Source organism: Sutterella parvirubra YIT 11816, assembly GCF_000250875.1.
GTDB lineage: Bacteria > Pseudomonadota > Gammaproteobacteria > Burkholderiales > Burkholderiaceae_F > Sutterella > Sutterella parvirubra.
Window position 1 is genome coordinate 1 of record NZ_JH604902.1, and the last position, 13,641, is coordinate 13,641.

A 13,641-nucleotide genomic window follows, 5' to 3' on the forward strand; every position below is an offset into this window, starting at 1 on the left:
GCCTGGCGGCGGGCGGTCGCGACCGTGCGGCCCGAGCTCGTCATGGCGACGCACCACAGCCGGTACGCCCTCTCCACCCACAGGTGGGACGCGCCCCTCGCGCACGCGCGGGAGTCCGCCGCGGCCCTGAACATTCCGCTCGCCGCGCCCAAGGTGGGGGAACCCATCCGCCTCTGAGGATCGGCCCGGGCGCTTCGCCGCCCCCGGCGGGGCGCGGCCCGCAGGTGCGCAGAACACTTCAACAACATCCCCCAGGCGGTCCGCCCGATGCGGACCGCCTTTCCTTCTCCCGCAGGTGACTCGGGTACCCGAAACGGGCGGACGGCCGGCCTCAAAACCGCGGGAATCGTCCCGACTTTCGGTTCTTCCGACGACGCGCACCCCGCTTCCTCGTATACTTGAGGCTTCGCATGCGTTCTTTGCGCTGCGGCCCCATCCTGAAAAATCAAAAGAAAATCAGCAGCAACGCATGTTTTCCAACCCCACTGCGCTCACTTTTGTGGGCTATCTGATTCTGATGGTGGGCGTGGGTTTCTACGCCTACTACTACACGAAGAACTACTCGGACTACATCCTCGGCGGGCGCAGCCTCGGCGGCCTCGTCACCGCGCTCTCGGTCGGCGCCTCCGACATGAGCGGCTGGCTCCTGATGGGGCTCCCCGGCGCGGTGCTCCTGCACGGGATTTCCGAGTCGTGGCTGGCGATCGGGCTCGTCATGGGCTCCTACGTCAACTGGCACGTCACCGCCGCGCGTCTTCGCCTCTACACCGAAAAGACCCACAACGCGCTGACGCTCCCCGACTACCTCACGCACCGCTTTGAGGACAAGCAGAAGCTGCTTCGCATCGTGAGCGCCGCGGTGATCCTGATCTTCTTCACGATCTACTGCGCTTCGGGCGTCGTCGCGGGCGCGCGCCTCTTCGAGAACACCTTCGACATGCCCTACGACACGGCGCTCTACGTGGGCGCGGTGGCGACCATCATCTACGTCTTCATCGGGGGCTTTCTCGCGGTCTCCTGGACCGACACGATCCAGGCGTCGCTCATGTGCATCGCGTTGGTCGTCACGCCGATCGCCGTCATGACGGACCTCGGCGGCTTCACCGACACCGTGAACCGCGTCGAGGCGATCGACCCGGCGATGCTCAACATGATGACGGGGCAGACCGTCGTCGGCGTCGCGAGCCTTTTGGCCTGGGGCCTCGGCTACTTCGGGCAGCCCCACATTCTGGTCCGCTTCATGGCCGCGAAGTCGACCGCCGTCATCCCGGGCGCGCGCCGCATGAGCGTCCTCTGGATGATCTTCTGTCTGGCGGGCGCCGTCTGCGTGGGCTTCTTCGGCTCGGCCTACTTTGCCGAGCACGTCTCCGACGCCGTCCTGGTGAAGGAAAACCACGAGCGCGTCTTCATCGTTCTGGCGTCGCTGCTCTTCAATCCGTGGATTGCGGGCGTGCTGATGTCGGCCATCTTGGCCGCGGTCATGTCGACGCTTTCCTGCCAGCTTCTCGTCTGCTCCTCGACCCTCACGGAAGACTTCTACCGCAGCTTCATCCGTCCGAACGCCGGGCAGAAGGAACTCGTTTGGGTGAGCCGCCTCATGGTGCTCGCGATTTCGGTCGTGGCGGTGTGGATCGCCCGCGACCCGAACAGCCTCGTGCTCTCTTTGGTCTCCTACGCTTGGGCCGGTTTCGGCGCCGCCTTCGGACCGGTGATCGTCATGAGCCTCTGGTGGCGCCGCATGACCCGCAACGGCGCCCTGGCCGGCATGACGGTCGGCGCCGTCACCGTGCTCGTCTGGAACCACTTCGCCTGGTTCGGGCTCTATGAGATTCTCCCGGGCTTCGTCTTCGGCCTCATCGCCATCGTCGTGGTGAGCCTCCTGGACAAGGAACCCGCGGAGACGATCGGCCGCGTCTTCGACGACGTGGAGACCACGCTCAAGACGGGCGCGGCCCGTTCGGCTTAAAATTCACCGAACTCACCCCTGGCCGCGCCTCCTCATGGGGAGGCGCGGCTTTTTCACACTCGGATTCCCGCCTTCCCATGGACCACGACTACCACGCTTCCCGCGCTGAAGCGCTCGCCGACATTCTCCGGGGCTTTTCGGTTTGGCTCAACGCGACGGACCGCCGCATCCAGTGCGACCGCCTGCGCGCCTTCTGCATGAGCGACCCCGAGGGGTACCGCGAACAACTCAACGCCGCCTGCGACATGCTCGAAGACGAACTCTCGTTCGATCATCTCGACGCCATCAAGCTCGCGCTCACGGGGGGCGCCTCGCAGTACGACTTCTCGCCGTCGGTCTTCGTCGGGGACGAGTGCGAGTACGAATTCCAGCTCTACGGAATCGGGCTCTTCGCGACGGGGCTCCGGAACGAACCCTTCCGAAGCGACCTCCTTTCGGAAGCCCAGGCCGCGGAAATCCGCCGCATCCTCTACGAACAGTGGTTCGACCCGGAGGTGGCCGAAGTTTTCATCTTCGAAGGGCTCCCGCAGCTGAACGCCCACATCTGCACCGACACGGTGATCGCGTGGGAGTTCACGCGCGACTTCTCGGAGCGTGCGGCGCCCTTGACCCCCATCATCGACAAGCCGCAGTACCCGGACTACAGCCCGGATCAGTCCCTGTCGGAAAACATCGCCCGCTGGAACGCCGAAGGCCGCATGCTGATCTTCGGCGTGAAGTTCCCGCGGCACTCCTTGGACCGTCCGGTGCTGCGCCGTCCGTACCTGCACGGCGGGCGCTATCCCTTCCACCTGAAGCCCGACTCGAAGTTCTTCCCGGACTTGATCGCGGCGTCCCCGTACGGGCGACAGTTGACCAAGGTCCTCTCGGAATTCGGGAGCTTCCGCTGGCACTTCACGGATCCGATGCCGTTCTTCGACGCTTTGTCCGAGCTCGACTACTCGATCAGCCCGCACGTCTTCCTCACGTGCGCGTCGCGCCTCCTGATGGACACGGGGTTGTCGGTGAACGAAATCATCGCGTCCCCCGCCTCCTTCGTCGACCACTACGCGGGCTACGCGGAAATGCGCGTCGCCTTCGCGGCGAAGGACCGCCCCGACGCCATCCTCTCGGCCGCGACCGCGACGATCCGCTACGACGGTCCGAACGGCGACACCGAGTGGTTCTCGAGCTATGCGAAGGACATCCACCACCTCCTCACCTCGAACGGCATCCCGACGATTCCGGTCGAGAAGTTCGGCTACCAGTACGAAGCCGAACCCGAGAGCGTCGACCGTCTCTTCATGACGTCGACCGGCCGCGTCGTGAGCTTCCGCCAGGTGGAGGTCAACACCTTCGGACACGACGGGGACCTCCCGCCGATGCCGCCCACGCACTTCAACTGATGCGTTGAGCAGGTTGAGAAAAGGGCGCCGACCTCTCGGGGTGGGCGCCCTTCTTCTTGGGTGAAGCGGGAGGACCGGAGTCTTCTTACTTCTTCTGATCGCCCGCCTTCTGGGAGGCGTTCTGATCGCCCCCTTCCGTCTTTTCCTCACGCACGGTGAGTTCGTTCCCGACGTAGAGGAGGTCCGGGCGGACTTCTTCGAGGATGTCCTTTTCAGGCGCGCCCGCCGACTGCATTGAGCAGAAGATCATCGTCGAGCCCGCATAGGGCTGGACGTGGAAGGCGCGCTCGATCTGGCCGAATTCGGGCATCGTGTACTTCGGGTCGCGCGCGTAGGGCTTCCATTCCTTCGTGCCGTTGAAGCGGACCTGGCGGTTGGCGTGGGCCGAATTGTGCGTCGTGTCGACGGCTTCCCAGTCGAGCTTCAGCGTATCGACGACCTTCTTCCAGTCTTCCTTGACGATCAGTCCCCAGAAGTGCGTGTGCATGTCGGGGACGCCGAAGTAGCGGATGATCTCGTCGTTGAAGACGTAGCCCGAGACGGTGAGGCCGCCCTCCTTGAAGGGCTTTTCAAACTGAATGATGTCGAGCGGGAGCTTTTCCACCTTGAGGTAGGCGCGCTCGCCGTCGCGGATCTTCATGTTTTCGGGGATGTTCTTGTCGGCGGCGACCGCCTTGAAGAAGTCGGCGCTGCAGGTCTGAATGGCGCCGACGACGCCGTCCGCGGCCTGGGCCGGGAGGGCGAAAACGGCCGCCGAAAGCGCGGCCGCGAGCGCGGCCGCCGTCGGGGCGGAGAAATGCTTGGTCACGTGAGTCTCCTCAGAGTCGTGTTCGAGTTGACGCCCTGCATTCTCCTCCCGAGGCCTTTCGCCACCCTTAAGTTTGGGCGGAGGACGGGGCGAACACGCAGAAAAGCGCCGCAGCGGACGATGCCGTTGCGGCGCTTTTCGTTCTGGGCTTCGGACCTGGAGAAGGCCTTCGGGAGGCCGGTCGTCCCGGCCTCATTCGGGCTCATTCAGGCTTTATTCGGCCTTCGTCGGCTCCACGCTGAAGGTGATCTCGTGGCCCTTGGCGTCGGCGACCACCGTGTCGCCCGGGCCCGCCTTCCCTTCGAGAAGCAGACGCGCGATCCCGTTTTCAATGCGGTCCTGCACGGCGCGCTTCAGAGGCCGCGCACCGAAGTGCGGATCGAACCCGGCTTCGGCGATTTCGTCCAAAGCCGCCGGTTCCACGCGCAGCCCGATGTCCTGCGCGGCCATGCGGCCGGCGAGGAGCGAGAGCTGCATCTCGGCGATGCGCTTGATGTGGTCTTTGCCCAGCGGGTTGAAGACCACGATCTCGTCGATGCGGTTCACGAACTCCGGACGGAAGTGTTCGCGGACCTCCGCCATCACCGCCGCCTTCACGCGCTCGTGGCTCTCGCCGATCATGTCCTGGATTTCCGCGGCGCCCAGGTTCGAGGTCATGACGATCACGGTGTTCTTGAAGTCCACCGTGCGCCCCTGACCGTCGGTCATGCGGCCGTCGTCGAGGACCTGAAGGAGCACGTTGAAGACGTCCGGATGGGCCTTTTCGACTTCGTCGAGAAGGATCACCGAATAGGGCTTCCGACGGACGGCTTCGGTCAAGTAGCCGCCTTCTTCATAGCCCACGTACCCCGGAGGCGCGCCGATCAGACGCGCGACGCTGTGCTTTTCCATGAATTCGCTCATGTCGATGCGCACCATCGCATCGTCCGAGTCGAAGAGGAAGTTGGCGAGCGCCTTCGTGAGTTCGGTCTTGCCGACGCCCGTGGGCCCGAGGAAGAGGAAGCTCCCGTACGGGCGGTTCGGGTCGGAGAGGCCGGCGCGGCTACGCATGATCGTCTCGGTCACGCGCTTCACGGCTTCGTCCTGGCCGACCACGCGGGATTCGAGCGCCTCACCCATGTGAAGGAGCTTCGCGCGTTCGCCTTCCATCATCTTCGCGACGGGGATCCCGGTCGCGCGGGACACGGCTTCGGCGATTTCTTCGGCGCCGACCGAGGTGCGGAGCAGCTTCGGACCGCCCGACTTCTTCTCCTGCTTTTCCTCGTCTTCGGCGTGGCGGAGCTTCTCCTCGAGTTTCGGCAACACCGCGTACTGAAGCTCGGCCAAGCGTTCGTACTTCGCCTGACGGCGGCATTCCTCCATTTCGCGGCGGACGTTTTCGATCTCGTCGCGCACGGACTTGGCGCCCAAGGCTTCGGACTTTTCCTTCTTCCAGATCTCTTCGAGATCGGCGTATTCGCGCGAGAGCTTTTCGATTTCCTCTTCGATCGCCTCCAAGCGCTTCTTCGAGGCGTCGTCGGTTTCCTTACGCATCGCTTCGCGTTCGATCTTCAGCTGGATCAGACGGCGGTCGAGCTTGTCCAAGGCTTCCGGCTTGCTGTCGATTTCCATCTTGACGCGGGCCGCCGCTTCGTCGATCAGGTCGATCGCCTTGTCGGGGAGGAACCGGTCGGTGATGTAGCGGTTCGAGAGTTCCGCCGCGGCGACGATCGCCGGGTCGGTGATCTCGACGCCGTGGTGCGCTTCGTACTTTTCCTGAAGACCACGCAGAATCGCGATCGTGTCCTCCACGGTCGGCTCGTCGATCAGCACCTTCTGGAAGCGGCGCTCGAGCGCGGCGTCCTTTTCGACGTACTTGCGGTATTCGTCCAACGTGGTCGCGCCGATCACGTGAAGTTCGCCGCGGGCCAGCGCGGGTTTCAGCATGTTCCCCGCGTCCATGCTCCCTTCGGTCTTCCCGGCGCCCACGACGGTGTGGAGTTCGTCGATGAAGAGGATGATGCGGCCTTCCTGCGCGACGACTTCTTCCAAAAGCTTCTTCAAGCGTTCTTCGAATTCGCCGCGGTACTTGGCGCCGGCGATCAAGCCCGCCATGTCGAGCGAGAGCACCTTCTTCCCCTTCAGGGTATCGGGCACCTCGTCGTTGACGATGCGCTGCGCGAGCCCTTCGACGACGGCGGTCTTGCCGACGCCCGGCTCACCGATCAGCACGGGATTGTTCTTCGAGCGGCGCTGCAGGATCTGCATCGTGCGGCGGATTTCGTCGTCGCGGCCGATCACCGGGTCGAGTTTGCCTTGACGGGCCCGTTCGGTGAGGTCGATCGTGTACTTCTTCAGGGTTTCGCGCTGACTTTCCGCATCCGGATTATCCGCGGTGTCCTTACCGCGCACGGACGCAATGGCCGCTTCCAAGGCCGCGCGGGTCAAGCCCGCTTCCTTCGCGATCCTGCCCGCCGCGCTCTTGTCTTCGGTAAGCGCCAACAGGAACATCTCGGTCGAGACGTACGCGTCGCCGCGCTTCATCGCTTCCTTTTCGGTGAGGTTCAGCGCGTTGATGAGTTCGCGCGAGACCTGCACTTCGCCGCCCGTGCCGGACACCTTCGGGAGGCGTTCGACTTCGGTCTTCGCGTCGCGCGCGAGCTTCGCGACCTGCACGCCCGCGCGCTCAAGCAGGCTCTTCGAGAGCCCGTCGGGGTCGGCGAGCACCGCGCTGAGCAGGTGCACCGGCTCGATGTACTGGTTGTCGTTCGCGAGCGCGAGGGACTGCGCTTCAGCGATCGCCGTCTGGAACTTGGTCGTAAGTTTGTCCTGACGCATGTGTTCTGTGCCTCCGGCGGAGAGGACGCGGCCCGTTGCGGCGCGTCTGAAACACTCATCCGCCTCATCGTTTGATACGTATATGGGGGCGGTGCGCCCCCATATCAAGTCCCGGAGGCGTACCGGGATCTTCGACGAATTGTTACCGGGCGGAGGATCCGGGGAGACCTTGGGAAGACGCGGGAAAGGCGTCCGCCGGGAGGAGCGGAGGTCGGTTCCTCAATCCCAGAGCGCGACGCCGCGCCGCAGGCGCTCCGGCAACCGCGACTTCGAGAAGCGCGCCCCGGCCGCCATCCCGTCCGCCCCGCCCTGCGCCCGGTAGTCCCGAAGGAGCGCGAAGACGACGGGCCCCAGGCGCAGGATAGCCGTGAGGTTCACCAAGACCATCACGCCCATGAAGAGGTCGGCCAAGTTCCAGACGAGGTCCAAAGTCATCTGCGACCCCGCGAACACCATCGCCACGACCGCGGCGCGAAAGAGGAGATGAAGCGTGCGGTTTTCGGTGACGACCCGAAGGCTCATCTCGGAATAGAAGAAGTTGCCGATCACGCTCGTCAGCGCGAAGAAAAGCACCACGAGAAAGAGCGCCCAGGCGGCGAACGTCCCCAGGGCCGCGCCGTAGGCGCCGAAGGCGTCCGAGAGAATCCGCCCGACCAGCTCGATCCCGGTCTGACCCGCGAAGTCGACCCCCGGCAGGAGCACGATCATCGCGGTCGCCGTGCAGATCAAAAGCGTGTCGACGTAGACCCCGGCGGCTTGGACGAACCCCTGTTCGACCGGGTGTCGGCACTCGGCGGCGGCCGCGGCGTTCGGGACCGTCCCCTGCCCCGCCTCGTGCGAATAGAGCCCGCGGCGCACGCCCGTCATCAGGATGAACCAGAGCCCCGCGCCCCCGGCCGCTTCGGGCGTGAAGGCCGAGCGCATGATGAGGGCGAGGACCTCGGGAATGCGGTCCACATAAATCAACGTCACCGCGAAGGCGAGGAAGAGGTAGAGCGCCAGCATGAAGGGGACCAACTTCGTCGCGAACTTGGCGAGGCGCTTCGCGCCCGCCCACGCGACCCAGGCCGCATAGGCCGCAAGGAGCACGCCGCCCACCGTACGGGGAACGTCGGCGGTCGTCGCAAGCGAGATCGCCATCGTGTTCCCGAGGACGGAGTTGAAGATCAAACCGTCCGCCAAGGCGAGAAGCACCGCAAAGAGCGCGGCCCAGAAGGCGCTCCCCAGGCCGTAGCGGATCGTGGCGGCCGTGCCGCCCTGGTAGCCCTTCCCGTCGGGACTCTTCCGCTTGTAGAGCTGCGCCAATGCGCTCTCCGCGAAACCGGACGAGGCGCCGATCACCGCCGTCACCCACATCCAGAAGACGGCGCCGGGGCCGCCCGTCGTCACGGCGAGCGCGATCCCGGCGATGTTGCCGACGCCGACGCGCGCACCGGTCGAGACGCAGAAGGCTTCAAAGGGCGTCAAGCCGCCGGACGTCTCCGCCTCGTGGGTGCGCTGCCGGAGGATCCGGCCCAACGCGGGGAGCATCGTCACCTGCACGGCGCGCGTCCTCACCGTGAACCAGAGGCCGGCCCCCACAAGGAGCGCCGGGAGGAGGTAGTCCCAGAGCGTGCCGTTCACGCGGGTGACGACGGAGAGGAGAAGGTTTTGGAAGGCGGCGAAGTCGGGCATGGGAAAGGGTTTCTGAGGGCTTGGGGTTGGATGAGTTGACGGGCGGAAGGCGCCTCTTGGGGATGCATCTCACGAAACTGCCAGACGCTCCATCGAAGGAGCACCCGGCAGATGATTGGATTTCGGATGTCGGGGAGGCGCTCAGCCTTCGCCCCAGCGGGCCTTCGCCTTGTCGTCGCTCTCGCGGGCGTCGACCCAGCGTTCGCCCTCGGGCGTCGCTTCCTTCTTCCAGAAGGGCGCTTCGGTCTTCAACCAATCCATGATGAATTCGCACGCCGCGAAGGCTTCGCCGCGGTGCTCCGCGGCGACCCCGACGAAGACGATCGGGTCGCTCACGTCCAGGGGGCCGACGCGGTGGATCACCGTGACGGCGCCCAACGTCCAGCGCGCGCGGGCGCGCTTCACGATCCCGGCCAGGGCCTTTTCGGTCATCGCGGGGTAGTGCTCGAGCGTCAGCTTCGCGACGGCGTCGCCGTCGTTTCTGTTCCTCACGACTCCGACGAAGGTGGCGACGCCGCCCACCGAAGGATCCCCGGCGTAGAGGGCGGCCGTTTCCGCGCCGGCGTCGAAGGGCGCTTCGCCCACGCGGATCGTCGTGCGTTCCAGCATGGATCAGCCTCCGGTGACGGGCGGGAAGAAGGCGACTTCGTCGCCGTCCTTCACGGGTTCGTCGTCGTCCGCCATCTCCTGGTTGACGGCGCCGCGGATGCGCTTGAGGTTGGCGAAGGCCGAGGCCCAGGGTTCGCCGCGGGCGACGAGCGCCTCACGGACGGCGCCGAGCGTGGTGCCCCCTTCGGGGCATTCGACCTGGTCTTCCGCGTGACCGATCGCATCACGCAGGACCGCAAAGTAAAGAACGCGGATCATAGGGTGGATTTCTTTCTGTTTGTCAGGGTTGATGAATGGCTGCGGATCTTCAGGCGAAGAACTCGCAGAAGGGGTAGTAGCGGACGAGGTCGCCGCGCTTCACGGACGCCCCGCCCGGGATGTCGGCCAAGCCGTCCGCCCACGCGCAGGAGCTCAGCACCTGGCTGTTCTGCGTCGGGTAGAGGTCGAGCCCGCCCGCGTCGTTCCTGCGCACGCGCAGGAATTCTTCGCGGCTCCCCGCCTTCCAGTCAAAGTCGGCGCGGATTTCAAGGGCCTTCAAGTCGACGTTCGTGAGCCCCATGCGGCGCAGGAGGAACGGGCGCGCCATCATGAGGAAGACGACGAAGCCGGAAACCGGATTCCCGGGGAGCCCGATGAAGGGCACGCCGCAGACTTCGCCGTAGGCCAAAGGCTTGCCGGGCTTCAGATTCACGCGCCAGAGATCGAGCTTCCCCAAACGCTCCACCGCGGGCTTGATGTGGTCTTCTTCGCCCACGCTCATGCCGCCCGTCGAGAGGATCACGTCGGCGGCGTCCGCGGCCTTTTCAAAGGCACGCACCGTCGCGTCGAGGCTGTCGGGGATGCTCCCCAGGTCGATCACCTCGCAGCCCAGCATCATGAGGAGGCTCCGCATGGTGAAGCGGTTCGAGTTGTAGATGCCGCCCGGAGGAAGGGGCTCGCCCGGCTGCACGAGTTCGTCGCCGGAGAAGAAGATCCCTACGCGGATGCGGCGGCGCACCGTCACGTAGGCGCGGCCGATCGAGGCGAGCATGCCGATGGCGCCCGGCGTCAGGCGCGCGCCGGCTTCCAAAACCGTGCTCCCCGCCTCGACGTCCGAACCCTTGCGGCGCACCCAGGCGCCGGGTTTGACGGGCTTCGTGAAGAGGACGCCGTCCTCGTTCACCTCGACGTCTTCCTGCGGGACGACGGCGTCCGCACCCTCGGGGAGCGGCGCCCCCGTGAAGATGCGCGCGACCGTGCCGCGTTCGAGCTTCGTGCCGACGCTCCCCGCGGTGATGCGCTCCGAGACGGCGAGGCGCACGGGCCCCAGCTTCCCGTCGGCCAAATCCACCGTATGCACGGCGTAGCCGTCCATTTGGGAGTTGTCCCAACCCGGCACCGAAATCGGGCTCACGACGTCATGCGCGAGCACGCGGTTCGTCGAATAAAGGAGCGGGATGGTTTCGGTGTCCTCGATCGGCTTGGCGGCCAGGAGAAGTCGTTCAAGAGCTTCGGCGTAGGAGATCATGGCGAATGCGTTCGGAAAAAGGCGCACGGCGTGAAATGCCCTGCGCCTCTTGGGGCTTGAAAGGTTGTTCGGACGGATTTTAAGACGCGCCGCGGCGCAGGTCGAGAATGAACCGCGCGACCGCGCCCGGGTCGTCGATGGGAAGAAGCGGGAGGCCGGGTGCGGCGAGTTCCGGCGCGTCCGACGCCACGGCGACGACGTCATCGTGCAAGGGCGTCAGCGCGGAAGCGTCGCCGCCGCGTTCGATCCAACTCTCCGTGCGGCGCACCTCGATCTTCGGATAGTCCCCCTCGTGCTTGAAGCCTTCGACGACGATCACGTCGTTCTCGGGCGAAAAGCGCGCGAGGAGCGATTCGATCGGTGCGCGGCCCGCGGGGGTCTCCGTGAGCATCGCCCAACGCCCGTCGGTGCGGACGATCACTTCGCCCGCACCGGACTCGCGGTAGCGCCAGCTGTCTTTCCCAGGGCGGTCCATGTCGAAGCCGTGGTGCGCGTCCTTCAAGGCCGCGCACCTGAGGCCCGACCGGACCAACGCCGCCGTGACGCGCACGGCGAGCGTCGTCTTCCCCGCGCCCGACCAACCGATGAAGCCGATCACGAAGGGTCGGCGCATCAGAGCTTCGCCCCTTCGGCTTGCACGAGCTGACGGACGGCCGCGGCGTCGTCGGCGACCGGATGCGCGTTGATCGGCTGCTGCGAGAGCACGCCTTCAAAGCCTTCCGGCACCGGCACGTCGAGACCCGTCGCCTGACGGATGATCTTCGGGAACTTCACCGCGTGGACCGTTTCCAAGCAGATCGTCGGCACCCCCACCGGGTGGAGGTAGATCCCGCTGTAGAGCGTGTCGGCGGTGTGCGGGTCGACCAACGTGTCGTACTCGAGATTCATGGTCTCGATGATTTCGAGACGGTTCGCGTGGTTCGACGTCCCGGAGGAAATCCGGGTGCGGCGCACGAGCGCGAACTCTTCGGGCGTCAGCGTCAGGGAGCCCTTCTCTTCGAGGTCCGCCATCAGTTCCTTCACGCGGGAGGCGTTCCGGTTGAGGATCTCAAAGAGGAAGCGCTCGAAATTCGCGGCGCGCGAGATGTCGGTCGAGGGCGAGGACGTCGCGATCGTCTCTTCGGACTTGCGGGGCGCGTAGGTGCCGGTGCGCAGGAACGCGTCCATCGCGTCGTTTTCGTTGGTCGAGACGATGAGGCGCAGGATCGGCAGACCCATGCGCTGCGCGAGGAGGCCGGCGAAGGCGTTCCCGAAATTCCCCGCGGGAACCGCGAAGACGACGTCGTCGCCCACCTGCTCGACCGCGCGCAGATACGCCCAGAAGTAGTAGACGATCTGCACCGCGATGCGCGAGAAGAGCGTGGCGTTCGAGGCGCCCAGGTTGTTCGCCTCCGCGAAGGCCTTGTCTTTGAGCATCGCCGAGACCATGTCCTGGCAGTGGTCGAACGTGCCGTCGACGACGAGGTTCGTGACGTTCTTCGCCTTGATGCCGTAGAGTTGCGCCCCCTGGAAGCGGCTCATGCGGTCCTTGGGCGAGAGGAGCACGATGCGGACGTTCTTCTGTTCCGCAAAGGCCGCGGCGCAGGACGCGCCCATGTCGCCCGTGGTGGCGCCCACCAAGAGGAGCTTCTCGGGCAGATTCCCGAGACGGCGCTCCCAGATCTTCGCGAGGAACGGGAACGAGAGGTCGTCGAACGAGAGCGTCGGCCCGTTGCAGAGTTCCAGGAGACCCACCCCATCGTGGAGCCACGTCACGGGCGCCACTTCGGTGGTCGAAATGCGGTCGCGGCCGTTCGGGTAGAACTGCGGCTGGAAGACGTCGCGGCAGAGCGTCCAGAGTTCGCGGCGTTCGAGCTCGGGCCAGAAGAGGTGCATCACCTCGAAGGCGAGCGACGCGTAGTCGAGGCTCTTCCACGAGGCGATCGTTTCGAGCGGGAGTTTCGGATAGGCTTCGGGCACGTAGAGGCCGCCGTCTTCGGCAAAGCCTTCGAAGATCAAGTCGCCGAAGGTCTTGTCGGTGCGGAGGCCGCGCGTCGAGATGTACTGCATGTGGCATCTCCCTAAATCTTGATTCCTTGAAGGTCTCCGCGGCCGGTCCGCACGCTTCCGGAAGCCGAAGCGGAGGGCGGAGACGCACTTTTCACTCATCCTACTCGAATTTCCGTCCTTTTCACGCGGGGTCTCCCGCATGCCGCGCGTATTCCGACGAAAGGCGTAGATCCTTCGTCCATTCCGGCCTTCCGTCAACAAGCCGTTCTGACGGCACGATCCACCCCGAGAGGTGAGTTCAGCCTCTTCGTTAGAATGCTTTGCAGGTCTTCCTGGAAGACCACCATTCACCACGAATTCGAGAACGACCATGCCCCTTCCTCCTCTGCCTGAAGACATGGGGGCGGTGCTCGCCGACTACGGCGAACCCGCCAAACCCACGCGCCGATCCCGCGCCGCCCGTACGGCGCCCACGTCCGCGACCGCAGCGACCGCTGATGCGAAGGCCGGGGGCACGGCGCCCGAAGCCGAAACGGCCGCCGCCGCGAAGCCCGCCGCCAAGGCGAAGACGAAGCGCATGACGACCGCGGACTCGGCCCTCGTGAAGGCGCCCGCCAAGGCACCCGCCAAGACGAAGGCACCCGCGAAGAACGTTGCCCAAAAGCAGGCCGGGAAGGTTGAGGAAAAGCCCGCCGCCAAACCTGAAGAGAAACCGGACGCGAAGTCGGCTGCGAAGGCCGCGAAGCCCGCAAAGGCCGCCGAGCCCAAGACCGAGGTCAAGGTTGAGGCGAAGGCCGAAGCCAAGCCCGTCAAGAAGCCCGCCGCGAAGAAGGGCCCGATGGCGGCCGCCGACGCCGCGCAGGTACTAGCGCCGCAGAAGCTCCCT

11 protein-coding genes are annotated in these 13,641 nt (G+C 65.5%); 3 read left to right on the top strand and 8 right to left on the bottom strand.

The window, feature by feature from the left end; genetic code table 11:
* Positions 1 to 469: 469 nt before the first annotated feature.
* The gene (putP, locus tag HMPREF9440_RS02655; protein WP_008541235.1) at positions 470 to 1,966 is read left to right on the top strand and encodes a sodium/proline symporter PutP; all 1,497 of its coding nucleotides are present in this window, start codon (positions 470 to 472) and stop codon (positions 1,964 to 1,966) included.
* 77 nt (positions 1,967 to 2,043) lie between these two features.
* A complete protein-coding gene (locus HMPREF9440_RS02660) occupies positions 2,044 to 3,351 on the top strand; it encodes a hypothetical protein (RefSeq protein ID WP_008541236.1) in 1,308 nt (435 codons plus the stop codon).
* Positions 3,352 to 3,436: 85 nt separating this feature from the next.
* Here HMPREF9440_RS02660 and HMPREF9440_RS02665 read toward each other — a convergent pair whose 3' ends face one another.
* From HMPREF9440_RS02665 to thrC, 8 genes are all read right to left on the bottom strand, one after another.
* On the bottom strand, positions 3,437 to 4,159 hold the full coding sequence (locus tag HMPREF9440_RS02665) for a hypothetical protein (RefSeq protein ID WP_008541237.1): 723 nt from the start codon (positions 4,157 to 4,159) through the stop codon (positions 3,437 to 3,439).
* Between the two features lie 213 nt (positions 4,160 to 4,372).
* The gene (gene clpB / locus HMPREF9440_RS02675) at positions 4,373 to 6,976 is read right to left on the bottom strand and encodes an ATP-dependent chaperone ClpB (protein WP_008541239.1); all 2,604 of its coding nucleotides are present in this window, start codon (positions 6,974 to 6,976) and stop codon (positions 4,373 to 4,375) included.
* Between the two features lie 219 nt (positions 6,977 to 7,195).
* On the bottom strand, positions 7,196 to 8,650 hold the full coding sequence (locus HMPREF9440_RS02680; RefSeq protein ID WP_008541240.1) for an alanine/glycine:cation symporter family protein: 1,455 nt from the start codon (positions 8,648 to 8,650) through the stop codon (positions 7,196 to 7,198).
* 141 nt (positions 8,651 to 8,791) lie between these two features.
* Positions 8,792 to 9,259: a molybdopterin synthase catalytic subunit MoaE gene (moaE, locus tag HMPREF9440_RS02685; RefSeq protein ID WP_008541243.1), complete on the bottom strand. Its 468-nt coding sequence runs from the start codon at positions 9,257 to 9,259 to the stop codon at positions 8,792 to 8,794.
* 3 nt (positions 9,260 to 9,262) lie between these two features.
* Positions 9,263 to 9,517 carry a molybdopterin converting factor subunit 1 gene (moaD, locus tag HMPREF9440_RS02690; protein WP_008541245.1) on the bottom strand — a complete coding sequence of 85 codons (255 nt, stop codon included), beginning with the start codon at positions 9,515 to 9,517 and terminating at the stop codon, positions 9,263 to 9,265.
* 49 nt (positions 9,518 to 9,566) lie between these two features.
* Complete coding sequence (locus HMPREF9440_RS02695) at positions 9,567 to 10,766, bottom strand: molybdopterin molybdotransferase MoeA (RefSeq protein ID WP_008541247.1); 1,200 nt, start codon at positions 10,764 to 10,766, stop codon at positions 9,567 to 9,569.
* A 79-nt stretch (positions 10,767 to 10,845) separates the two neighbouring features.
* Positions 10,846 to 11,379 carry a molybdopterin-guanine dinucleotide biosynthesis protein B gene (mobB, locus tag HMPREF9440_RS02700; protein ID WP_008541250.1) on the bottom strand — a complete coding sequence of 178 codons (534 nt, stop codon included), beginning with the start codon at positions 11,377 to 11,379 and terminating at the stop codon, positions 10,846 to 10,848.
* Positions 11,379 to 12,815, bottom strand: a complete 1,437-nt coding sequence (gene thrC, locus HMPREF9440_RS02705) for a threonine synthase (protein WP_008541252.1) — start codon at positions 12,813 to 12,815, stop codon at positions 11,379 to 11,381. Before thrC ends, mobB begins: the two co-directional genes overlap by 1 nt.
* Before the next feature lie 310 nt (positions 12,816 to 13,125).
* Here thrC and HMPREF9440_RS11130 point away from each other — a divergent pair.
* On the top strand, positions 13,126 to 13,641 hold a 516-nt coding region (locus tag HMPREF9440_RS11130; RefSeq protein ID WP_216586056.1), incomplete at its 3' end, for a hypothetical protein.